Below are 21,190 nucleotides of genomic sequence, written 5' to 3' on the forward strand. Positions count from 1 at the left end.
GCGCCCTTTCTTTCCGATCCCGCGGGATCAGCAGCTGTAATAGAGCTTGTATTCCACCGGGTGCGGCGTGTGCTCGTAGGCATACACCTCTTCCCATTTCAGCTCGCAATAGCCGTCGATCTGGTCCTTGGTGAACACGTCGCCCGCCAGCAGGAACTCGTGATCCGCCTCCAGCGCATCGAGCGCTTCGCGCAGGGAGGCGCAGACGGTCGGGATCTCGGCCAGCTCCTCGGGGGGCAGGTCGTAGAGGTCCTTGTCGGACGCCTCGCCCGGGTCGATCTTGTTCTTGATCCCGTCGAGACCGGCCATCAGCAGCGCGGCGAAGCACAGATAGGGGTTGGCCGCCGGGTCCGGGAAGCGGGCCTCGACGCGCTTGGCCTTGGGGCTCTCGGCCCACGGGATCCGGACGCAGCCGGAGCGGTTGCGCGCGGAATAGGCCCGCAGCACCGGCGCCTCGAAGCCCGGGATCAGGCGCTTGTAGGAGTTGGTCGAGGGGTTGGTGAAGGCATTCAGTGCCTTGGCGTGTTTCAGGATGCCGCCGATGAAATACAGCGCCTCCTGGCTCAGGTCGGCATACTTGTCGCCCGCAAAGAGCGGCTTGCCGTCCTTCCAGATCGACATGTTCACATGCATGCCGGTCCCGTTATCGCCCGCGATGGGCTTGGGCATGAAGGTCGCCGACTTGCCATAGGCGTGCGCGACGTTGTGGATCACGTACTTGTACTTCTGCAGCTCATCGGCCTGGTGGGTGAGCGAGCCGAAGATCAGGCCCAGCTCGTGCTGGCAGGACGCCACCTCGTGGTGGTGCTTGTCGACCTTCATCCCCATGCGCTTCATGGTCGACAGCATTTCCGAGCGCAGATCCTGCGCCGCGTCGATCGGGTTGACCGGGAAATAGCCGCCCTTGATGCCGGGCCGATGCCCCATGTTGCCCATCTCGTACTCGGCATCCGAGTTCCAGGCCGCATCCTGTGCGTCCACCTCGAAGGAGACCTTGTTCATCTCGACCGAGAAGCGCACGTCGTCGAACAGGAAGAATTCCGCTTCCGGCCCGAAATAGGCCACATCGCCGATGCCCGAGGATTTCAGATAGGCCTCGGCCTTCTCGGCGGTGCCGCGGGGGTCGCGGTCGTAGGCCTCGCCGGTGTCGGGCTCGACGATGGAACAGTGCAGGCACAGGGTCTTTTCCGCGTAGAACGGGTCGACATAGGCGCTGTTGGTGTCCGGCATGAGTTTCATGTCGGACTGGTCGATGGACTTCCATCCTGCGATCGAGGAGCCGTCGAACATGAAGCCCTCTTCGAGGAAGTCGGCATCCACCTGGTCGGCGATCACCGTCACGTGCTGCAGCTTGCCGCGCGGGTCCGTGAAGCGGATATCGACATATTCGATTTCCTCGTCTGCGATGGTCTTGAGAACAGCGTCCTTGCTCATGTGACCTTTCCTTTTCAGTCGATTGTATGTGTTGTGATTGTGTCCCGGACCCGGCTGACGCCCGCGGTCAGAGTGCGTCTTCGCCGGTTTCCCCGGTGCGGATACGGATGGCCTGCTCGACCGAGGAAACGAAAATCTTGCCATCGCCGATCTTGTCGGTCTTGGCGGCCTCGACGATGGCCTCGATGGCCGCGTCCGCCTGATCGTCCGGCAGGACGACCTCGATTTTCACCTTCGGGAGGAAGTCCACGACATACTCAGCGCCCCGGTAGAGCTCGGTATGTCCCTTCTGGCGTCCGAAGCCCTTGACCTCGACGACCGAAAGTCCCTGCACGCCAATCTCTTGGAGGGCTTCCTTCACTTCATCGAGTTTGAATGGCTTGATGACGGCCTCGATCTTCTTCATCCTCCGACTCCCTCTCGTTCCGTGGCTTCGTGGAGAACACTTTCAAATCTCCTCCACAATTCGGTAGCGTGTCCCCGTCCGGTGGCGTTCGCTGAAAAGCAGGGCGCTGTCTGCGATTTGTGCGGTATGCCCAAGAATTGGGCAAGGCGAAAACTCCTGGGTGAGGCAAGATGACGGAACTCCTGACAGCGGCCCGGATGCGGGCCATCGAGCAGGCCGCGATGGACAGTGGCGCGGTCACCGGGCTGGAGTTGATGGAGCGCGCCGGGCGCGGCGTGGTCGAGGCGGTCTTTGCCCAATGGCCGGATCTGGCGGCGGCCCCGCGCCGCGCGCTGGTGCTCTGCGGGCCGGGCAACAATGGCGGCGACGGGTTCGTGATCGCGCGCTTGTTGCACGGCTGGGGCTGGGCGGTGGAGGTGTGTCTCTACGGCGATCCCGAGAAGCTGCCGCCCGACGCGCGGGCAAATCACGACCGGTGGTGCGCGCTCGGCCCGGTGACGGTGCATGCGATCGACCCTGCGCCGCCGCAGGACGACAGCCTCGCCGTGCCCGAACGGGTCGACCTGCTGGTCGATGCGCTTTTCGGGACGGGGCTGGGGCGGCCCTTCACCGGGCCTTTCACGGTCTTCGCCGCGCCCGCGGTGCGCGCACAGTTGCGGGCGGATGCAACCCGTGCGGTGGCGGTCGATCTGCCCAGCGGGCTCTGTTCGGACAGCGGCCGCATTCTCGGGACCGCGCTGCCTGCCGACCTGACCGTGACATTTCATGCCTGCAAATGCGGCCATTGGCTCGGCGATGGGCCGGCGCTCTGCGGCAAGACCGTCGTGGCGGGTATCGGCCTCGACCGGACGCCGCCCGCGCGGGCGGAGGACGGCGTCCATGCGGTCGGAGCCCCCTCGGCGCGGGCGCTGTCCAAGGGTGCGGAGGATCACAAATACGGCCATGGGCATGCGCTGGTACTGTCCGGGCCGATGGGGCGTTCGGGGGCCGCGCGTCTTGCGGCGCGGGGGGCGTTGCGGGTCGGCGCGGGGCTGGTGACCGTGGGCGCGCCGGGCGCGGCGATGATGGAATGCGCCACGCAACTGACCGCGATCATGCTGCGGCGCTGCGACGGTGCCGAGGGGCTGGCCGCGGCGCTGGAGGATGTGCGGCTGACCACCCTGTGCCTCGGGCCTGGTCTGGGCATCGGGGCGGAGACCCGGGCGCTGGTGGCGAGCGCGCTGGCTGCGGGGCGTGCGACCGTGCTGGACGCGGACGCGCTCAGCGCGTTTGCCGAGGCGCCCGATGCCCTGTTCCGCGACCTGCATCCGCACACGGTGCTGACCCCCCATGGCGGCGAGTTCGCGCGGCTCTTTCCGGATATCGCCGAGAAACTCGCCGCCCCCGCCACCTGGGGTCCGGCCTACTCCAAGGTCGACGCCACCCGGGCGGCGGCGGCGCGGGCGGGCTGTACGGTACTCTACAAGGGGCCCGATACGGTCATCGCGTCGCCGGACGGGCGCTGTGCGGTCAACGCGGCGGCCTATGCACGGGCAGCCCCCTGGCTGGCGACCGCCGGGTCCGGCGATGTGCTGGCCGGGATGATCACGGGGCTTCTGGCGCGCGGGCTTCCCCCCCAGGAGGCTGCCGAGACCGGCGCCTGGCTTCATGTCGAGGCCGCCCGCGCCTTCGGTCCGGGCCTGATCGCCAAGGACCTGCCGGAGATGCTGCCGCAGGTGATCCGCACCCTCGATACGCCGTAGCTCAGGGTTTGCGCAGCACCTCGGTTTCCCAATCCCGCAGGAGCGGCCTTGCAGCGGGGAAGGGGGCATCCTCGGCCTCGCGCAGTTCCGGGAAGATCTCGAACAGCTCCTCTTGGGCGGCGCGGCCCAGGGTCGACAGGATCGCGGGGCCGGGGCGCAGGCTCTCGGCCCAGATCCCGTCCGCGCGCACGATCTGGTGCCGATCGAACATGAAATGATGATAGGTGACCGGCTCCAGGTCGTAGACCTGCACGATGGTGTCGTCGTTCACCAGATGCGCCGCCGCCGCCAGCACCTGCGCGCTGCCAAACAGCAGGTCCGCGCGCCAATCCTCCAGCAGCACCCGGTGCTGCCGCGACACGCGCATGTCCTGCGCCGGCCGCCCCGGCCCCAGCGCGCCCGCGCGCAGCAGGATGGGCCGGAAACGTGGGTTGCCGGCAAGCTTCGCGCTGTCGATCCGCGCGGACCCGACCCAGCGCACCGGCTGCGCCCCATCATCGCGGGTCAGCACCAGATCGCCCACCTGCAATGCCTCCACCGGGCAGGTGCCACCGGGCACCTCGATCAGGGTCCCCGGGGTGAAGCAAGGCGGGGTGGCGTAGGTGGCAGCCGGTGTCGCGGTCCTGCCCGGACCTTCGGAGGCGCTGATCACCCGCAGCGGCACGCCCACGGGTGGAAAAGTCCCGATGAAGGCCAGCCCTTCGGTGCTGCCGAAGGAGTTGTTGAACTCGGAATCCGGCTCGCGAATGTTGAAGCCGATGATGGTGTAGGTGTCGGTACCGTCAGTGACCTGCAGGGTATACTCGGCCTCCACCCGCCGCCCGGGGGCGTACTGCGTACCGCCGAACTGGGTGGTCCCGGCAAGGGCCTGCGTGCCGTCATTGTCGGCGAAGTTCACGTCCCCCTCGTTATCGCGGATCGAGATCGGCACCCAGCCGTTGCTCTGCAGCGTGATGAACCGGTCCGGCAGATGGCGTCCCGCGCCCTGGTTACCGCCCGACAACCCGTCGGGCACCGCGGTCCCGGGGACAGGCACACCATCGCTGCCGGTCACCCCCTCTTGCACGAGGACCTGATCGGCGGCCAGCGCCCAGATCTGGTAGGTTTCCATCTTGCTACTCTCACTGACACACGGCGCTGTTTCCCGCTGCGGACGCGCATACAAGCATCTGTTTCGAGGGATACATCACAATTCTTAATTTGTTACTGGCACGAAACCCGGACGGCTGCAAATGCCCCTTTGAAAGGCGGCCGCGGTTTGCTAAGAGCCGCCCATCGCGGGTGTGGCGGAACTGGTAGACGCACCAGATTTAGGTTCTGGCGCCGCAAGGCGTGGGGGTTCGAGTCCCTTCACCCGCACCATCCACACCTGATACGTTCCCCGGCTCAACACTCCTCGCTGGGGCGGGCGGATCCGTCGCGCAGGCTGGCCCTGGATTTGTGCGCGGGGCATCCCTGCGCAGGGGGCGAAAACCAGCGGCGCGAGGCGGCGTGGCCGTCGGGCGGCGCATCCGTCCCGTCTATGCCCTCCGGTCTGTGCCAGAACGTGTCTCTCCGGCGCCCCGTTTTCCAGAGGCGGCAATCGATCCTCCGGGCGCGTCCCGCCGCCCCAAGCCTTCGCGGCTGAAAAATGCCCGAACGCACATACCCCTCATCACCGGGAGGATGGCCGTGGGACTTCGGGCGCAAGGGGAGCAGACGCACCTGCGTCGGCCCGAAGGGTCCACATGCTCACCGCTCGTTCTCGAAACGCGCCTCGCGCTGCCACGCGGAAATCCATGCGTCCGCAGCCTAGCAGAACTCCGCAACCCTGGCGTCGATCCGGCGGATCCCTTCTGCGATCCGGTCCGCCGGGATCGAGGAATAGCCCAGCCGGAAGAATTCCGTCGGTTGGTCCGGGCCGCTGAAGAACGGCGCGCCGGGCTCGATCACCACGCCGTCGCGCAGCAGCGCTTGACCCAGCGCCACGGTATCGACCCCGTCCGGCGCCTTGATCCACAGGCTCGTGCCCCCGAACCGGGCCGCACCCACCATCTCCAGGGCGGTTCCGTCCAACGCCTCCACCGCGGCCATGCGGCGCTTGGCGAACTCCCGCCGCATGTCGCGCATGAGCAGATCGTAGTGACCCTGCGCCAGGAAATAGGCCGCCGTGCGCTGCAGATGCCCGGGCGGATGGCGCAGCATCATCGTGCGCAACTCCTTCGCCTCGGCGATCACCGGCGCCGGACCAACCAGGTAGCCCAGCCGCAGCCCCGGAAACATCGCCTTGGAAAAGCTGCCCGCATAGAGCACGCGCTGATGCCGGTCCATCGCCTTCAGCGCCGGGCTCGGCGGTTCGAGAAAGCTCATCTCGAACTCGTAATCGTCCTCCACGACGATGAAATCCCGCGCCTGCGCCATCTCCAGCAGCCGTTCGCGCCGTGCCCGCGTCAGCGTGGCGCCCGTGGGGGCATGGTGGCTGGGGGTGACGAACACCGCCTGGGTGCCCGCGGGAATGTCCTGCGGCACCAGCCCGTCGCGGTCCACATCCACCGTCGTGACCTCCGCCCCGCACCAGCGCAGCGCCTGCAGCGTGTCGGGATAGCACGGGTTCTCGCAGATCGCCTTCAGCGGCGCGCGGGTCAGAAGCTCGATCGCCAGCCACAGGGCATTCTGCGCCCCAACGGTGATCAGCACCTGGTCGCGCGTGGCCGTGATCCCCCGCCGCGGCAACATCCGCGACAGGATGTAGTCGACCAGGAGCGGGTCGTCGGTGGCCTCGTTGCTGGCCATCAGGTCGAAATCCCGCGTGCCCATCGCCTGCCGGACGCATTCGCGCCAGGCGGTGTGATTGAACAGGCTGGTGTCCATCTCGCCGAAAACGAACGGGTAGGGCAGGGCGCGCCAGTCCTTCGGCTTGATCACCCGGCGCCGGGCGCGCAGGTTCTCCGACAGCACGTTGCGCCAAAGCGCACTGTTGTCGACCGGTTCGGCCTCGGTCCCCACGGGCAGCAGCGACAGGGTCTCGGTGTCGGCCACACGGTAGCCGCTGCGGCTGTGGGCTTCGAGATAGCCCTGCGAGACCAGCTCCTGAAAGGCCAGGGTGACGGTCATCCGCGCGACCCCGAGATGCGCGGCCAGCTTGCGCGAGGACGGCATCAGCGCCCCCGGCAACGCCTGCTTGGACAGGATCGACGCCACGACGGTTTCGCGAATCTGGGTTTGCAGCGGTCTGTTGGTCGTCCGGTCGAGAAAGAAGACATCCGCCGCGATACGAGGTTTGGCCATGGTTCAGCATGTTAACCGAACTGGTCTAAGTCAATAAAATTTCTGGCCCTAACGTCGAGTCCGGGATTCGCCTTAACCAGCCCACAGCTTGGGGGGAGGACATGACGCATTTCCTGCAAGCGATGCGCCAAGGCGCAGCCAAAAATGGAGGACCATATGACATTTCTTTCCCGGATGACGTCCAGTGCGGCAATTGCACTGACCGCGACCATCATGAGCATGGGCGTGGCCGATGCAAAGAACTTCAAGATCGCCGTCGGTGACAGCGGCGGCAGCAGCCAGGAGGCCACCGGTCTCGCCTTCGTCGAAGCGCTCGAAGAACTTTCGGGCGGTGAGCACACCGGAACCCTGTTCCTGAACGGTCAGCTCGGCTCCGAGCAGGACACCGTCAACGAGGCCGCCATCGGCACGCTCGACATGTCGATCCTGGCCATCAACAACGTCACGCCCTTCTCGCCCACCGTGGGCGTGTTCTCGCTGCCCTATGTCATCCTCAGCCTCGAAGATGCCGAGAAGCTGACCCAGGGTCCGATCGGCGCAGAGCTGACCGAGAACACCATCAACGACGCAGGCGTGCGTATCATTGCCTGGACCTACACCGGCTTCCGGCGCCTGACCAACTCCAAGCAGCCGGTCACCTCGGTCGCCGACCTGCAGGGGCTGGTGATCCGCGTTCCCAAGAACGAGATCATGATCGACACCTACAAGGCCTGGGGCATCAGCCCGACGCCGATGGCATGGTCCGAGACCTTCGCCGGCCTGCAGACCCAGGTCGTCGATGGCCAGGACAATCCCTACATCACCATCAACGCGATGAAGTTCTACGAGGTACAGAAGTACGTCACGAACCTGCGCTACATCTTCTCCATCGAGCCGCTGATCATCTCCGAGCAGGTGTTCCAGGAACTCTCCGCCGAAGACCAGGAGATCGTTCTCGAAGCCGGCAAGCGCGCCACGGCCGCCTCGTCCCAGTTCCTCCGCGAGAAGGAAGCCGAGATCAAGGAACTGCTCGTCGAAAAGGGCATGGAGATCATGGATCCGGTGAACAACGAGGAAGAGTTCATCACGCTCGCGACCGAGGCCGTCTGGCCGAAGTTCTACGACAGCATCGGCGGCATCGAGAAGATGAATGCCGTCCTGGCCGAGATCGGTCGCGATCCCGTCACCGAATAAGTCGGACGCCGAAAGCATGACAGGCGCCCCCGGGCGCCTGTCTCAGCCGAGTGGGAGGGGACCATGACCAAATTCTGGCACATCGTCGACAATATCGAGAGCTACATCTGTCGGACCTTGCTGGCGATCTTCGTTTGCCTGCTGTTCCTGCAGGTGATCGTCCGGACACTGTTCGACTTCTCGTTCTCGTGGGTCGAAGAGCTGTCGATCTACATGTTCGTCTGGTTCGTGTTCTTCGGGGCCAGCTATGCCGCCAAGATGGGCGCGCATAACCGCGTCACCTTTCAGTTCAAGTTCCTGCCACCGCGCAAAATCAAGTATATCGAGGCGTTTGCCGATCTCTTCTGGATCTTCTTCAACGTCTATTTCGTCTACCTGGCGATCGATTTCATCTTCAACAAGATGAACCGGTTCCAGTCGTCCCAGACCATGGGGTTCCACCTCAGCTGGGTCTACATCGTGCTGCCCATCGCGTTCTCGCTGATGACGTTCCGGGTTCTGCAGGTGAATTACCGCAAGATCGTTCTGGGCGAGGATTTGCGCGATCCCGACGCCATCGACCTCGACGAAGTCCGCGCTGGAACCGACGACGCCGCACGCAAGCCGCGCCACGATGAGGAGCAGAACTAATGGAAAGCGAAATCATCCTGATCCTGTTCGGCGGGTTCCTCACGCTGTTGCTGATCGGCGCACCGATCACGGTCGCGCTCGGGGTCTCCACGCTGATCTCCTTCCTCTATCTCGGCGAGAACCCGATCAAGTTCGTGCAGATCGCCTTCACCTCGGTGGGCTCCTTCCCGCTGATGGCCCTGCCGGCCTTCATCCTGGCGGGCGCCCTGATGGAGGCATCCGGACTGTCGCGGCGGCTGATCAACGTGGCCGAGAGCTTCGCGGGGCCCTTCACCGGCGGCATGTCCGCGGCAACCGTGTTCGCCTGCCTGTTCTTCGGCGCGATCTCGGGCTCCGGGCCCGCGACGACGGCGGCCGTCGGCATGCTGATGATCCCGGCGATGATCCAGCGCGGCTACGGGCGCAGCTATTCCTCGGCCATCACCGCGTCGTCGGGTGGCCTGGGCATCGTGATCCCGCCCTCGATCCCGCTCATCATCTTCGGCATCGCCGCGCTCGGCATGCCCGCGCCGCCCGAAGCGGTGGAGAAATTCGGCACCTTCCAGACCGTGTCGATCCCGAAACTGTTCATCGCCGGCTTCATGCCTGCCTTCCTGATCGCCGGCAGCCTGCTGCTGATGAACTACATCCTGGCCAAGAAGCACGGCTACAAGGGCTCCGCCGAGGGCTGGTCCGCGCGCCAGATCTGGTGCGAGATGTATCGCGGCTTCTGGGCGCTCATGGCGCCGCTGGTGATCCTGGGCGGTATCTATTCGGGCTTCTTCACGCCGACCGAGGCGGCCATCGTGGCGATCTTCTACACGCTGGTGGTGGGCACGGTCATCTACCGCGAACTGAGCTGGCAGAAGCTCTTCACCGCGCTGGAGACCACGACCTGGCTGACCGGGCGGGTGCTGCTGATCATGTTCACCGCGACCGTTTTCGGGCGGCTGCTGGTGGAAAACCAGATCCCTGCCGTGATCGCCAACGGCATGCTGTCGATCACCGACAACATCTACATCATCTGGACGCTGGTGATCCTGTTCCTGCTGTTTGTCGGTATGTTCATGGAAACGCTGGCCACCATCCTGATCCTGGTGCCGGTGATGCTGCCGGTGGCCTACAGCGTCGGCATCGACCCGATCCATTTCGGTGTGGTCATGGTGTGCTGTCTCGGGATCGGGTTCCAGACCCCGCCCCTGGGGGAGAACCTGTTCATCGCCTCGGGCATCTCGAACATCTCGATCGAGCGGATCTCCGTCGCGGCACTGCCCTTCGCCTTCATCAACACGGTCGCGATCTTCATCATCGCCTTCGTCCCCGAAATCACGCTCTGGCTACCGCGGCTTCTCGGCTACTGACCCCGGTCGGAATTGGAGTTTCCCATGAAACAGATGATCACCCACATCCTGTGCGCGACCGACCTGTCGAAGCACTCGGCCTATACCATGTGCCACGCGGCCAACCTGGCGGCGGTGACCGGCGCCAAGCTGCACCTGGTGCACGCGGTCCAGCCGATGAGCGACGAGACCCGGATCGCGCTGCAACTCTACATGCAGACCACCGGGTCCAGCGAAACCGCCGACAAGGCCCGGCATGCCCATCTCAAGACCGTCATGGCCGAGCGCCAGCGCGAATTCTGGGCCCATGTCAGCGAGGAAGACCGCGACATCCAGAACCAGGTGGCGTCGATCGAGCTGGTCGATGGCCACCCGGCCGAGGTCATCCTGCGCCGGGCGACCGAACTGGAATGCGACCTGATCGTGCTGGGGGCCCATGAACACGGCTTCTCGCACACCTTCCTCGGCACCGTCGCGAAACGCGTTCTGCGCCGATCCACCATTCCGACGCTCGTGGTCCCGTATCGCGATACCACCCCGAGCGCCTAGCCCCCAAGAACAGGAGTATCACCGATGACCAAGACACTGACCGCCCAGGACCTGTCCGAGACCTTCGATGCCTTCAACCGGCATGACATCGACGGCGTGATGACCCATTTCGCCGACGATTGCGTGTTCTACACCGTCGGCGGCAACGAGGCCCACGGCACCCGCATCGACGGCGCCGAGGCGATCGCCAAGGCCTTCTCCGGGGTCTGGGGCTCCATGTCGGACGCCCATTGGGACCACCACAGCCATTTCGTGCATGGCGACCGCGCGGTGTCGGAATGGACCTTCTCGGGGACCGATGCCGAGGGCATGCGCGTCGAGGCACAGGGTGCGGACCTCTTCACCCTGCGCGACGGCAAGATCGTCGTCAAACAGGCCCTGCGCAAATCCCGGCCCCCGTTCAAAGCCTAACTTTCATCTCCTTGATGGAGCACCAAAATGCCACACAGACCGAAGCACTGGCCCAAGGCCAGCTACGATCCACGCTACGATCCGATCATCGACGCGGGCCCGGGGCATAACCGGGACCACGCGCCGACCTACTGGATCGACACCGCGGGCACCCCGCCCGAGGATGACGGCCCGATCACGGGGGATATCGACGCCGACGTGGTGGTCGTGGGCTCCGGCTATACCGGGCTATCCACGGCGATCCACCTGGCCAAGGAGCATGGCATCAAGGCCCATGTTCTCGAAGCCAACACCGTTGCCTGGGGCTGCTCCACCCGCAATGGCGGGCAGGCGCAGATCTCGTCCGGCCGCCTCAAGCGGTCCGAGTGGATCAAGCGCTGGGGCGTCGAGGTCGCCAAGGACATGCACGCCGAAGTCTGCGAGGCGTTCGAGCTGTTCAACGACCTGATCGGGTCCGACGACATCGACTGCGATCCGCAGACGGGGGGCCATTTCTACACCGCCCACCGCGACAAGGTCATGCCGAAGCTGGCCAAGGAATGCGCCGTGCTCAACGACGTGTTCGGCTACGGCGCGCGCATGGTGTCCCGCGCGGAGCTGCACGAGAGATACGTGCGCGACCAGGAGGCCCACGGCGCCCTCTGGGAGCCCGATGGCACCTCGGTGCACGCCGCCAAGCTGGCCTTCAGCTATGTCCGGCTGGCGCGCAAGCTCGGGGCCAAGATCCATACCGCCAGCCCGGTCATGGGCTGGAAGATCGTCGACGGCGTGCATCACCTGACCACACCGGGCGGGACCGTGCGCGCGCGTGCGGTGGCGCTGGCCACGGCCGGCTACACTCCGCCGGGGCTGAACGAGAAGACCAAGCACCGGCTGATGCCGATCCTGTCCAACTCCATCGTGACGCGTCCGCTGACCGATGACGAGAAGGCCGAATGCGGCTTCCAGGTGAAATCGCCGCTGACCGACACCCGGACCTTGCGGCATTACTATCGCTTCCTGCCCGATGGCCGCGTCCAGATCGGCAGCCGCAGCGCCATCACGGGCCCGGATGCGGAGAACCCCAAGCACCTGGATCTGCTGCAAAAAGGGCTCTACCGCAAGTTCCCGGCGCTCGAAGGCATCGAGCTGGATTACTCCTGGTGGGGATGGGTGGATGTCAGCCACGACATGATGCCCCGCATCTTCCAGCCCGACCCGAAGCAGACGATCTTCTACGCGATGGGCTATGGCGGCAACGGGGTCATGTACTCCGCACAGGCCGGCAAGCGCATGGCGCAGATGGTGGCGGGGCAGGGCCGGGAGCTGAAGCTGCCGATCTTCACCTCGCAACTGCCGAGCCACGGCATCCTCACCCCCTTCCGCAGGTTGGGCCAGCGGATCGCCTATCCCTACTACTACGTGCGCGACGAAATTCTCTGAATTCCTGAAGAAAGGACAAGACCGATGAAAATGACGACCGAAGAGGCCTTCGTGAAGGTTCTGCAGATGCACGGTATCGACAACGCCTTCGGCATTATCGGTTCCGCCATGATGCCGATCTCCGACCTGTTCCCGCAGGCGGGCATCAAGTTTTGGGACTGTGCCCATGAAACCTCCGGCGGCATGATCGCCGACGGCTACACCCGCGCCACGGGCAAGATGTCGATGATGATCGCCCAGAACGGCCCCGGCATCACCAACTTCGTGACGCCCGTGAAGACCGCCTACTGGAACCACACGCCGCTTCTGCTGGTCACGCCCCAGGCGGCCAACAAGACCATCGGCCAGGGCGGCTTCCAGGAAATCGAGCAGATGAAACTGTTCGAGGACATGGTGTGCTACCAGGAAGAGGTCCGCGACCCCTCGCGCATGGCCGAAGTCCTGAACCGGGTGATCGAGAAAGCCTGGCGCGGCTCCGCCCCGGCGCAGATCAACATCCCGCGCGACTACTGGACCCAGGTGATCGACATCGAGCTGCCCCAGATCATCCGTCTGGAGCGCCCGCAGGGTGGCGAGCAGGCCGTCAAGGACGCCGCCAAGCTGCTCTCCGAAGCCGAGTTCCCGGTGATCCTGAACGGCGCGGGCGTGGTCCTGTCCGGCGGGATCGAGGCGTCCGCCAAACTGGCCGAAGCGCTGGATGCGCCCGTGGCCTGCAACTACCAGCACAACGATGCCTTCCCCGGCTCGCACCCGCTGGGCGTTGGCCCGCTGGGCTATAACGGCTCCAAGGCGGCGATGGAGATCATCCAGAAGGCCGACGTGGTCCTGGCCCTCGGTAACCGTCTGAACCCGTTCAGCACGCTGCCCGGCTACGGCATCGATTACTGGCCCAAGGACGCCAAGATCATCCAGGTCGACATCAACTCCGACCGCATCGGTCTGACCAAGAAGGTCGACGTGGCCATCCAGGGCGACGCCAAGCGCGTGGCCGAGCAGCTTCTGGAGAACCTCTCCGACGGGGCGGGCGACAAGGGCCGCAAGGCGCGCAAGGAACTGATCGCGCTGACCAAATCCCGCTGGGCGCAGGAACTGTCTTCGATGGATCACGAGGACGATTCCGACGAGGGCATCGACTGGAACGAGCGCGCCCGCAAGGCCAAGCCCGATCACATGTCGCCGCGCCAGGCCTGGCGTGCGATCATGTCCGCGCTGCCCAAGGACGCGATCATCAGCTCCGACATTGGCAACAACTGCGCCATCGGCAACGCCTATCCGTCCTTCGAGAAGGGCCGCAAGTACCTCGCGCCCGGCCTCTTCGGACCCTGCGGCTACGGCCTGCCGGCGATCCTCGGCGCCAAGATCGGCTGCCCGGACGTTCCCGTGGTGGGCTTTGCCGGGGACGGCGCCTTCGGCATCTCGATGAACGAGATGACCGCCTGCGGGCGCGGCGACTGGCCGGCGATCACCATGGTGGTGTTCCGCAACTACCAGTGGGGCGCGGAAAAGCGCAACACGACCCTGTGGTTCGAGGACAACTTCGTCGGCACCGAGCTGAACGAGGGCGTCAACTATGCCGAGATCGCCAAGGGCTGCGGCCTCAAGGGCGTGCAATGCACCGGCATGGAAGAGCTGACCGATGCCCTCAACACCGCCGTGCGCGAGCAGATGAACGATGGCGTGACCACCTTCATCGAAGTCGTGCTGAACCAGGAACTGGGCGAGCCTTTCCGTCGCGACGCGATGAAAAAGCCGGTCTCGGTCGCCGGGATCAAGCGCGAGGACATGCGCGAGCAGCAGGCCCTCTGAGCCTGAAAACCCGGGAGGGCGCCCCCAGGCGGCGCCCTCCCCAATCCCGGGCCCGCAAGGCGCAGCCATGCCTTGCGGCCCCTGCCAATCGTAGTGGCGCGCCGACCCCGAACCGGTGCCGCGAGGAGATCCTGTCCCATGTCCACAACTTCGGAATCCTCCCCGACCCTGGCCGGGCGGACCACCGGCTTTCTGACCGAGAACGGGCCGGGTTTCGCGGTCTCCGTGGTCATCGCGGTCTGCGCGCAGTTCCTGTCGGATCACTACGGTGCCCCGGCGATGCTGATGGCGCTGCTGCTCGGGATCGCGTTTCACTTTCTGGCCGAGGAAGGGCGCTGCGTCCCCGGCATCGCGTTCACCTCCAAGACCGTGCTGCGCATCGGCGTGGCGCTGCTGGGCGCGCGGATCAGTGTCGAGTTGCTGATCGGGCTGGGGCCGAAGCTGATCGGGCTGGTGGTGGCGGGGGTCATCCTGACGATCCTGTTCGGACTTCTGGGCGCCAAGCTCTTGGGCCGCGGCTGGCGTTTCGCGCTGCTGACCGGTGGGGCGGTGGCGATCTGCGGCGCCTCGGCCGCCATGGCCATTGCGGCGGTGCTGCCCAAGAACGAGCATTCCGAGCGCAACCTGATCTTCACGGTGCTGAGTGTCACGATCCTGTCCACCATCGCGATGATCGCCTACCCGGTCATCACCGCCTGGCTCGATCTCGACGATCTCGCCGCCGGGGTGTTCCTGGGCGGGACCATCCACGACGTGGCCCAGGTGGTCGGCGCGGGCTTCTCGGTCAGCAACGAAACCGGCGAGACCGCGACCCTGGTCAAGCTGATCCGTGTGACCATGCTGGCCCCGGTGGTGCTGGTCTTCGCGCTGGCGATCCGCGCCTTTGCCGAGGACGCGCCCGGGCAGGGCGGCAAGCGCCCGCCGCTGATGCCGTTCTTCGTGATCATGTTCCTGGTGCTGGCGGCGATCAATTCCTTCGGCCTGATCCCGGCTGTGCTGCAGACCTTCCTCGCGGATCTGTCGAAATGGGCGCTGCTGGTGTCGATCGCCGCGGTCGGCATGAAGACCTCGCTGCGCACGATCTTCGATGTGGGCGGGCAGGCGATCATCCTCATCGTCGCCCAGACCGTCTTCATCGCGGCCTTCATCCTCTATGGCATCACCCATTTCGCCAGCTGACCCGAAAGGAGCGACCATGCGCGTTGTCGATTTCAAGGACGCCGTCCCCCCCGCCAAACGCCGCCTCGCGGATCTGCCCGACCGCGTGGTCGAGGGCGATCCGCACCACGAAACCCAGGTCCGCTTCACCAGTCCCGATGGCGCGCTTCTGGCCGGAACCTGGACCAGCACACCGGGCAAATGGGTCGCCTTCACCGACCGCGACGAATTCTGCGTGCTGCTGACGGGCCATATCAAGCTGGTGGGCGAGGACGGCACCGAACAGGAATTCCGCGCCGGTGACAGCTTCCTGATCCCGAACGGGTTTCGCGGGTTCTGGCACGTGCTGGAGCCGACGACCAAGCATTTCGTCATCCGGGTCCACGAACCCGCCTGACCGGCACGCCCGCCTCCTTTGTCCCCCTGCCTTCATTCCAAGGACTGACGCCATGAAACCACTTCAAATGATCCTGGCCAACGCGGCGCGCTCGGACCGCAAGATCGCCCTGAGCGAAGGGGAGGACCCGCGCGTCGTCGCGGCCGCCGTGCAGGCCCGCAAGCAGCGCGTGGCGCGGGTCGTGCTGGTCGGGGACCGCGCCACCATTGTCGCCCGTCTCGCGGAGGCGGGCGGGGCCGAGCTGGACGGGATCGACGTGCACGACCCGCGCGAGGATCTGCACCGCGCCGAGATGGCCGCCACCTATCACCAGCTGCGCAAGCACAAGGGCGTCACCGAAGCCGACGCCGAGGCCGCGATCCTCAACCCCCATGTCTATGCTGCGCTGCTGGTCAGGCTGGGCCATGCGGACGGCACCCTCGGCGGGGCCACGGCCACCACCGCCGAAATCGTGCGCACCGCGATCCAGGTGATCGGCACCGCGCCGGGCGCGAAGATGGTGTCGAGCTTCTTCCTGATGCTGCTGTGCAAGGACCACCACGAGAAGAAGGGCGGGCTTGTGTTCGCGGATGCGGGGCTGGTGATCGACCCGACCGCGGCGGAGATGGCCGAGATCGGCCGGGCCTCGGCGGCCTCGCTGGTCCAGCTGACCGGCGAGACACCGCGGGTGGCGATGCTGTCCTTCTCTACCCGCGGCAGTGCCAGCGGCGACAAGGTCTCCAAGGTCGTCGAAGCCACCGAGATCTTTCGCCAGCTGGCCCCGGAGGTCACCGTCGATGGCGAGTTGCAGTTCGACGCCGCCTTCGTGCCCGAAGTGGCCACAGCCAAGGCGCCGGATTCCGCCATCGGCGGCAGCGCCAATGTCTTCGTCTTCCCCAACCTCGACACCGGCAACATCGCCTACAAGATCGCGCAGCGTATCGGGGGGGCCGTGGCGATCGGACCGATCCTGCAGGGGCTCGCGCTCCCGGCGAACGACCTGTCCCGCGGCTGCTCGGCCGAAGACGTGCTGCACATGATCGCCACCACCGCCGCGCAATGCCAGGACGTCGCGCCGCATCACGCCGCCGCCCGGTAGCACGGCGTCAGGCCCGGCCCGCCCGCCGCTCCGCCCGGTCGGTCTGCGCGGCGGGCGGGGCAGGCCCGCGCCCGGCCGATGGGATCGCAATATGGCGGTCGCGCGCTGAACAATCGCCCCGAGGGCCGAGGGCAGGGCGGGCGCGGCACGCCGCAGCCGGTTGAAACGGCACGCCCGTGCTCTGCCTGCGGATCAACCCGATCCAGTCCTGCGGCCCGTCCCGCGCACACAAGGCGCGCAAGATGACGGGTTTAATCCGAGACTCACCCGAATGCGGGCGGGGCCCGACGCCCGAGCGATGCGCGGACCGGCGGTCCCTTGCGCCGCGCGCCTGTGCCCGGTTCTTGGGCATCCGACCGGCAAACGGGCAAACGCGGGGCGGCGGCACATTGTTTGCTTTCCAAACCGGCGCGGCCTTCGTATCCCGATGGGGTCGCCCCTTTGCCCCAGTTCCAGCAGTACGACCGCCCATGACCGAATTGAAGCCGCTCCGCAAACCGACCCAGACCCTCAGCGTCCGTCTTTCCGCACTGCTCCGGCAGATCTACCCGGACCTGAACACCGATATCCTGAGCAGCCAGGTGCTCGACGCCTTCTTCCCCGAAGGCACCGGGCGGCGCAAACGGGCGCGCACGCCGGGAAACAACCTGTGGTCGGAACACGACGCGGTGCTGATCACCTATGGCAACTCGCTGATGGACGGGGTGCACAAGCCGCTCGACCTGCTGCACGACTTCCTGGTGGAGTACCTCAAGGGCGTGGTCAACGGCGTGCATATCCTGCCGTTCTTCCCGTTCACTTCCGATGACGGGTTCGCGGTCACCGACTACCGCGCGGTCAACCCGACGCTCGGGGACTGGCCCGACATCAACCGCATCGCCGACGAATTCCTGCTGATGTCGGACCTGGTGCTGAATCATGTCTCCAGCCAGGGGGCATGGTTCAACGCCTACCGCCAGGGGCACGCGCCCTATGACCGGTTCTTCTTCGAAGCCTCGCCCGAGGACGACCTGTCGGACGTGGTCCGTCCGCGCACCACGCCGCTGCTGCAACAGGTCGAGACCGCCAACGGCCCGCGCCATGTCTGGTGCACCTTCAGCCATGACCAGATCGACCTGGATTTCCGCAACCCCGAGGTGCTGCTGGAATTCCTGCGCATCATGCGGCTGCATATCGACAATGGCGTGCGGATCATCCGGCTCGACGCGGTGGCCTTCATCTGGAAGGTGATCGGCACCCCCTCGATCCACCTGCCGCAAACCCATGCCATCGTCCGGCTGATGCGCCTGCTGTGCGACTTCGCCCAGGAGCCGGTGATCCTGCTCACTGAGACCAACGTGCCCAATGCCGAGAACCTGAGCTATTTCGGCAACCGCAACGAGGCGCACGCGGTCTACAACTTCACCCTGCCGCCCCTGGTGCTGCATGCGATGATGTCGGGCACGGCGACCTATCTCAACCGCTGGAGCACGGGAATGCCGCCCGCGCAGCTGGGCTGTGCCTATCTGAACTTTACCGCCTCCCATGACGGGATCGGGATGCGCCCGGCCGAGGGCGTGCTGCCCGAGGACGAGAAGGCCCGCGTGATCGACACCGTGCGCGATCTCGGCGGGCTGGTGTCCATGCGCGCGCTGCCGGGCGGCGGCGAGAGCCCTTACGAGCTCAACATCACCTTCTTCGAGGCGATGGGCGCCACCTACAAGGGCCGCGACGACTACCAGGTCGCGCGCTTCCTGTGCTCCCAGACCATCGTGATGTCCCTCGAAGGCATCCCGGCCTTCTACATCCATTCGATGCTGGCCACGCCCAACGACCACGATCAGGTCACGCGGCGCGGCATGAACCGGGCGATCAACCGGCACAACTGGGACTACCCGTCGCTCAAGGCGCTGCTGCACGATCCCGACACGGTCCACGCGCAAGTGCTGGGCGCGCTGTCGGACCGGCTGCGGCTGCGGGCGCGCCAATCGGCCTTCCACCCCAACGCCACGCAATTCACCCTGCAACTGGACCCGCGCATCTTCGGTGTCTGGCGCCAGAGCCTCGACCGCGCACAATCCATCTTCGCCCTGCACAATGTCAGCGACGAGACCGTCGTGGTCTCCCCCGCCGCGATCAACCTGATCGAAGGCGAGGGCTGGCGCGACCTGCTGAGCGGTGAAGCGATCCGCAACGGCGGCGCCGAAATCGTGCTCGCCCCCTACCAGTGCCGCTGGATCTCGAACCGGGGCTGACGTGTCGGCTTGTTCATGTTTCGGCGCCGAAGTCGCGTTCGACCCGGCCAGCTTCTTAGTTGGACCAGCCGAAAGTCAGCTATGCGGTCGAAGCCGACGTCGGCGTAATGTCCGCTTTCCGTTTATTTAAGTGATTGCGCGTATTCCTCAAGCTGGGTAGCGACCTTGCCCCAACCATCATAGAACCCCATCTCTTCATGGCTTTGACGGGCTTCGGGCGAACGATGTCTCGCCGTCACGGTGTACGTCGTGCCACCGTTTCTATCATCGGCAAACTCGATGATCGCCGTCATGAAGGGATCAGCGGCAGGCTTCCATCCTTCGCTGTAGGTGTCGGTGAACACCAATCTTTCGCCATCCACGACTTCGAGGTACACACCTTCGTTGTCCATGAGGTTGCCTTCAACGTTCATCACCGTGTTGAACTTGCCGCCGACCCGAAGGTCAATTTCGCAGGCGTCGATGCCATGGGGTTTGGGCACAAAGAAATGCTTGATGTGTTTCGGCGTGGTCCAGCATTCCCAGAGCAGGGCGCGCGGAGCATTGATCGTGCGGGTGAAAGTCAGGTCGGTTTCGGGGTCGAGTTTCATTTGCTACGCTCCTGCATGAGGTTCTTGATGTAATCGTCAGAGCGGTCGAGCCGTCCTTCCCAGATCGCACTCTGCTCGCTCAACCAGTCTTTTGCGGGCGTGAAGGCATCCGGAGCCAACTCGCATATCCGCGTCCGCCCTTCCTTCTTCGATTTGACGAGGTTGGCAGCTTCTAGCTTCTTCAGATGCTCCATGAACGACGGTAGCGCCATGTCATGGTGCTGGGCCAATTCGCTCACGGTTGCCTCGCCCCAAGCAAGACGTTGAAGGATCATACGCCGTGTCGGATCACCAAGGGCTGAAAAGCAGAGATCGAGGTTCAGATAATACTTAGACATATACCTAAGTAACAAAAGTGGCAGGTCCGATCAAGACAGTAAGGAAAACCCCTAAGTCAATGGTGAGCGGTCGTTCGCTGCACTCTGAACAAAGAGCAAGTTGGGCTCGAACTAGACCTTCTCTGCACTGCAAACGCCCTTTTGTCTTGAGAACAAGTCTCCGTGGCGATAATCACGTGCGCCTTGGAAGTCCGGCGATGGCGTAATCACGTGGACTTAGGAAACCACCCCCGCGTCCGGTTGGCGAACGCCACCAGCGACAGCATCACCGGCACCTCCACCAGCACGCCGACCACCGTGGCCAGCGCCGCGCCGGAGCCGAGGCCGAACACGCTGATTGCCACCGCCACGGCTAGCTCGAAGAAATTCGACGTCCCGATCAGGGCGCAGGGGGCGGCGACCTCGTGCGGCACGCGCCAGGCCTTGGCGGCGTAATAGGCCACGAAGAACACCCCGTAGCTCTGGATCAGCAGCGGCACGGCGATCATCGCGATCACCAAAGGCGTCTCCAGGATCACGCGCCCCTGGAACCCGAACAGGAGCACCACGGTCAGCAAAAGCCCCGCTACCGAGGCGGGCTTTACCCGCGCCTGGAACGCGGCCAGCGCCTCCGCCCCTCCGCCGTCCAGCAGCCGTTTGCGCACCACCACGCCCACGGCCAGCGGGATCACCACGTAAAGCGCCACGGACAACAGCAGCGTCTCCCACGGCACCACGATATCCGTCACCCCCAGCAAGAGCGCCACGATGGGCGCGAAGGCAAAGACCAGCACCACGTCGTTCACGCTCACCTGCACCAGCGTGTAATTCGGATCGCCCTTGGTCATGTTCGACCACACGAACACCATCGCCGTGCAGGGCGCGGCCCCCAGCAGGATCACGCCCGCCAGGTACATCTGCGCATCCTCCGGCGGGATGAAGGGCGCGAAGACGTGGTTGAAAAACAGCACGCCCAACGCGGCCATGGTGAACGGCTTGACCAGCCAGTTCACCACCAGCGTGATCACCAGCCCCTTGGGCCGGGTCGCCACGCCCCCGAGCGCGCCGAAATCCACGCCCACCATCATCGGGAACACCATTGCCCAGATCAGCACAGCCACCGGCAGGTTGACCGACGCCACCTCCAGCGCCGCAAGCCCCGCGAACACCCCCGGCACCACGCTGCCCAAAACCAGCCCCGCGCCGATGGCCAGCGCCACCCAGACCGACAGATACCGCTCGAACCGCCCCATGAGC

General features: G+C 65.3%; 19 protein-coding genes and 1 tRNA gene. 13 read left to right on the forward strand and 7 right to left on the reverse strand.

What is annotated here, in order from left to right; all coding sequences use genetic code 11:
* Positions 1-27: 27 nt before the first annotated feature.
* Both glnA and PVW48_RS01045 read right to left on the reverse strand, forming a co-directional pair.
* Positions 28-1,434 (reverse strand): type I glutamate--ammonia ligase, encoded by a 1,407-nt coding sequence (gene glnA / locus PVW48_RS01040; RefSeq protein WP_012178511.1) that lies wholly within the window; start codon positions 1,432-1,434, stop codon positions 28-30.
* Positions 1,435-1,501: 67 nt separating this feature from the next.
* Entirely contained in the window at positions 1,502-1,840 is a 339-nt protein-coding gene (locus tag PVW48_RS01045; protein WP_012178510.1) for a P-II family nitrogen regulator, read from the reverse strand.
* Positions 1,841-2,010: 170 nt separating this feature from the next.
* Between PVW48_RS01045 and PVW48_RS01050 the strand changes: the two genes are divergently transcribed.
* On the forward strand, positions 2,011-3,582 hold the full coding sequence (locus tag PVW48_RS01050) for an NAD(P)H-hydrate dehydratase (RefSeq protein WP_274579891.1): 1,572 nt from the start codon (positions 2,011-2,013) through the stop codon (positions 3,580-3,582).
* Between the two features lies 1 nt (position 3,583).
* Here PVW48_RS01050 and PVW48_RS01055 read toward each other — a convergent pair whose 3' ends face one another.
* A complete protein-coding gene (locus PVW48_RS01055; RefSeq protein WP_274579892.1) occupies positions 3,584-4,693 on the reverse strand; it encodes a Hint domain-containing protein in 1,110 nt (369 codons plus the stop codon).
* A 166-nt stretch (positions 4,694-4,859) separates the two neighbouring features.
* On the opposite strand from PVW48_RS01055, the gene PVW48_RS01060 reads away from it, so the two are divergent.
* A tRNA-Leu gene (locus tag PVW48_RS01060) sits at positions 4,860-4,944 on the forward strand.
* A gap of 429 nt (positions 4,945-5,373) precedes the next feature.
* Here the strand turns inward: PVW48_RS01060 and pdxR are convergent.
* On the reverse strand, positions 5,374-6,849 hold the full coding sequence (gene pdxR, locus PVW48_RS01065) for a MocR-like pyridoxine biosynthesis transcription factor PdxR (protein WP_274579893.1): 1,476 nt from the start codon (positions 6,847-6,849) through the stop codon (positions 5,374-5,376).
* Between the two features lie 156 nt (positions 6,850-7,005).
* Here pdxR and PVW48_RS01070 point away from each other — a divergent pair, with 156 nt between their 5' ends.
* The 11 genes from PVW48_RS01070 (at position 7,006) to PVW48_RS01120 (ending at position 19,026) form a co-directional block, all read left to right on the forward strand.
* Positions 7,006-8,022: a TRAP transporter substrate-binding protein gene (locus PVW48_RS01070; protein ID WP_274579894.1), complete on the forward strand. Its 1,017-nt coding sequence runs from the start codon at positions 7,006-7,008 to the stop codon at positions 8,020-8,022.
* 63 nt (positions 8,023-8,085) lie between these two features.
* Positions 8,086-8,652, forward strand: a complete 567-nt coding sequence (locus PVW48_RS01075; RefSeq protein ID WP_274579895.1) for a TRAP transporter small permease — start codon at positions 8,086-8,088, stop codon at positions 8,650-8,652.
* The gene (locus PVW48_RS01080) at positions 8,652-9,992 is read left to right on the forward strand and encodes a TRAP transporter large permease (RefSeq protein ID WP_274579896.1); all 1,341 of its coding nucleotides are present in this window, start codon (positions 8,652-8,654) and stop codon (positions 9,990-9,992) included. The genes PVW48_RS01075 and PVW48_RS01080 overlap by 1 nt, the downstream gene beginning before the upstream one ends.
* Before the next feature lie 24 nt (positions 9,993-10,016).
* Positions 10,017-10,520, forward strand: coding sequence for a universal stress protein (locus PVW48_RS01085; protein WP_274579897.1), 504 nt, complete (start codon positions 10,017-10,019; stop codon positions 10,518-10,520).
* 24 nt (positions 10,521-10,544) lie between these two features.
* Positions 10,545-10,931: a nuclear transport factor 2 family protein gene (locus tag PVW48_RS01090; RefSeq protein ID WP_274579899.1), complete on the forward strand. Its 387-nt coding sequence runs from the start codon at positions 10,545-10,547 to the stop codon at positions 10,929-10,931.
* A gap of 27 nt (positions 10,932-10,958) precedes the next feature.
* Complete coding sequence (locus PVW48_RS01095) at positions 10,959-12,353, forward strand: NAD(P)/FAD-dependent oxidoreductase (protein ID WP_012178501.1); 1,395 nt, start codon at positions 10,959-10,961, stop codon at positions 12,351-12,353.
* Positions 12,354-12,377: 24 nt separating this feature from the next.
* A complete protein-coding gene (gene xsc / locus PVW48_RS01100) occupies positions 12,378-14,159 on the forward strand; it encodes a sulfoacetaldehyde acetyltransferase (protein ID WP_274579900.1) in 1,782 nt (593 codons plus the stop codon).
* Positions 14,160-14,297: 138 nt separating this feature from the next.
* Complete coding sequence (locus tag PVW48_RS01105; protein ID WP_012178499.1) at positions 14,298-15,338, forward strand: YeiH family protein; 1,041 nt, start codon at positions 14,298-14,300, stop codon at positions 15,336-15,338.
* Between the two features lie 16 nt (positions 15,339-15,354).
* Positions 15,355-15,714 carry a cupin domain-containing protein gene (locus tag PVW48_RS01110; protein WP_274579901.1) on the forward strand — a complete coding sequence of 120 codons (360 nt, stop codon included), beginning with the start codon at positions 15,355-15,357 and terminating at the stop codon, positions 15,712-15,714.
* A gap of 52 nt (positions 15,715-15,766) precedes the next feature.
* Positions 15,767-16,792 carry a phosphate acetyltransferase gene (pta, locus tag PVW48_RS01115; RefSeq protein WP_012178497.1) on the forward strand — a complete coding sequence of 342 codons (1,026 nt, stop codon included), beginning with the start codon at positions 15,767-15,769 and terminating at the stop codon, positions 16,790-16,792.
* A 470-nt stretch (positions 16,793-17,262) separates the two neighbouring features.
* The gene (locus PVW48_RS01120; protein WP_274579902.1) at positions 17,263-19,026 is read left to right on the forward strand and encodes a sugar phosphorylase; all 1,764 of its coding nucleotides are present in this window, start codon (positions 17,263-17,265) and stop codon (positions 19,024-19,026) included.
* A 122-nt stretch (positions 19,027-19,148) separates the two neighbouring features.
* Here PVW48_RS01120 and PVW48_RS01125 read toward each other — a convergent pair whose 3' ends face one another.
* The 3 genes from PVW48_RS01125 to arsB all read right to left on the reverse strand — a co-directional run bounded on the left by PVW48_RS01125 (position 19,149) and on the right by arsB (position 21,186).
* The gene (locus PVW48_RS01125) at positions 19,149-19,616 is read right to left on the reverse strand and encodes an SRPBCC family protein (RefSeq protein ID WP_274579903.1); all 468 of its coding nucleotides are present in this window, start codon (positions 19,614-19,616) and stop codon (positions 19,149-19,151) included.
* Entirely contained in the window at positions 19,613-19,954 is a 342-nt protein-coding gene (locus PVW48_RS01130) for an ArsR/SmtB family transcription factor (RefSeq protein ID WP_274579904.1), read from the reverse strand. The genes PVW48_RS01125 and PVW48_RS01130 overlap by 4 nt, the downstream gene beginning before the upstream one ends.
* A gap of 206 nt (positions 19,955-20,160) precedes the next feature.
* Positions 20,161-21,186: an ACR3 family arsenite efflux transporter gene (gene arsB / locus PVW48_RS01135; RefSeq protein WP_274579905.1), complete on the reverse strand. Its 1,026-nt coding sequence runs from the start codon at positions 21,184-21,186 to the stop codon at positions 20,161-20,163.
* Positions 21,187-21,190: the final 4 nt, after the last annotated feature.

It is taken from the genome of Dinoroseobacter sp. PD6 (genome assembly GCF_028807315.1).
In the GTDB taxonomy this organism is placed as follows: domain Bacteria; phylum Pseudomonadota; class Alphaproteobacteria; order Rhodobacterales; family Rhodobacteraceae; genus Dinoroseobacter; species Dinoroseobacter shibae.

Bases quoted from the DNA above. Each gene is read 5' to 3' on its own strand.
- pdxR (WP_274579893.1), bottom strand. From the start codon at position 6,849: ATGGCCAAACCTCGTATCGCGGCGGATGTCTTCTTTCTCGACCGGACG.
- arsB (WP_274579905.1), bottom strand. From the start codon at position 21,186: ATGGGGCGGTTCGAGCGGTATCTGTCGGTCTGGGTGGCGCTGGCCATC.
- PVW48_RS01075 (WP_274579895.1), top strand. From the start codon at position 8,086: ATGACCAAATTCTGGCACATCGTCGACAATATCGAGAGCTACATCTGT.
- PVW48_RS01050 (WP_274579891.1), top strand. From the start codon at position 2,011: ATGACGGAACTCCTGACAGCGGCCCGGATGCGGGCCATCGAGCAGGCC.
- pta (WP_012178497.1), top strand. From the start codon at position 15,767: ATGAAACCACTTCAAATGATCCTGGCCAACGCGGCGCGCTCGGACCGC.
- PVW48_RS01070 (WP_274579894.1), top strand. From the start codon at position 7,006: ATGACATTTCTTTCCCGGATGACGTCCAGTGCGGCAATTGCACTGACC.
- glnA (WP_012178511.1), bottom strand. From the start codon at position 1,434: ATGAGCAAGGACGCTGTTCTCAAGACCATCGCAGACGAGGAAATCGAA.
- PVW48_RS01045 (WP_012178510.1), bottom strand. From the start codon at position 1,840: ATGAAGAAGATCGAGGCCGTCATCAAGCCATTCAAACTCGATGAAGTG.
- PVW48_RS01055 (WP_274579892.1), bottom strand. From the start codon at position 4,693: ATGGAAACCTACCAGATCTGGGCGCTGGCCGCCGATCAGGTCCTCGTG.
- xsc (WP_274579900.1), top strand. From the start codon at position 12,378: ATGAAAATGACGACCGAAGAGGCCTTCGTGAAGGTTCTGCAGATGCAC.
- PVW48_RS01095 (WP_012178501.1), top strand. From the start codon at position 10,959: ATGCCACACAGACCGAAGCACTGGCCCAAGGCCAGCTACGATCCACGC.
- PVW48_RS01125 (WP_274579903.1), bottom strand. From the start codon at position 19,616: ATGAAACTCGACCCCGAAACCGACCTGACTTTCACCCGCACGATCAAT.
- PVW48_RS01105 (WP_012178499.1), top strand. From the start codon at position 14,298: ATGTCCACAACTTCGGAATCCTCCCCGACCCTGGCCGGGCGGACCACC.
- PVW48_RS01085 (WP_274579897.1), top strand. From the start codon at position 10,017: ATGAAACAGATGATCACCCACATCCTGTGCGCGACCGACCTGTCGAAG.
- PVW48_RS01080 (WP_274579896.1), top strand. From the start codon at position 8,652: ATGGAAAGCGAAATCATCCTGATCCTGTTCGGCGGGTTCCTCACGCTG.
- PVW48_RS01130 (WP_274579904.1), bottom strand. From the start codon at position 19,954: ATGTCTAAGTATTATCTGAACCTCGATCTCTGCTTTTCAGCCCTTGGT.
- PVW48_RS01090 (WP_274579899.1), top strand. From the start codon at position 10,545: ATGACCAAGACACTGACCGCCCAGGACCTGTCCGAGACCTTCGATGCC.
- PVW48_RS01110 (WP_274579901.1), top strand. From the start codon at position 15,355: ATGCGCGTTGTCGATTTCAAGGACGCCGTCCCCCCCGCCAAACGCCGC.
- PVW48_RS01120 (WP_274579902.1), top strand. From the start codon at position 17,263: ATGACCGAATTGAAGCCGCTCCGCAAACCGACCCAGACCCTCAGCGTC.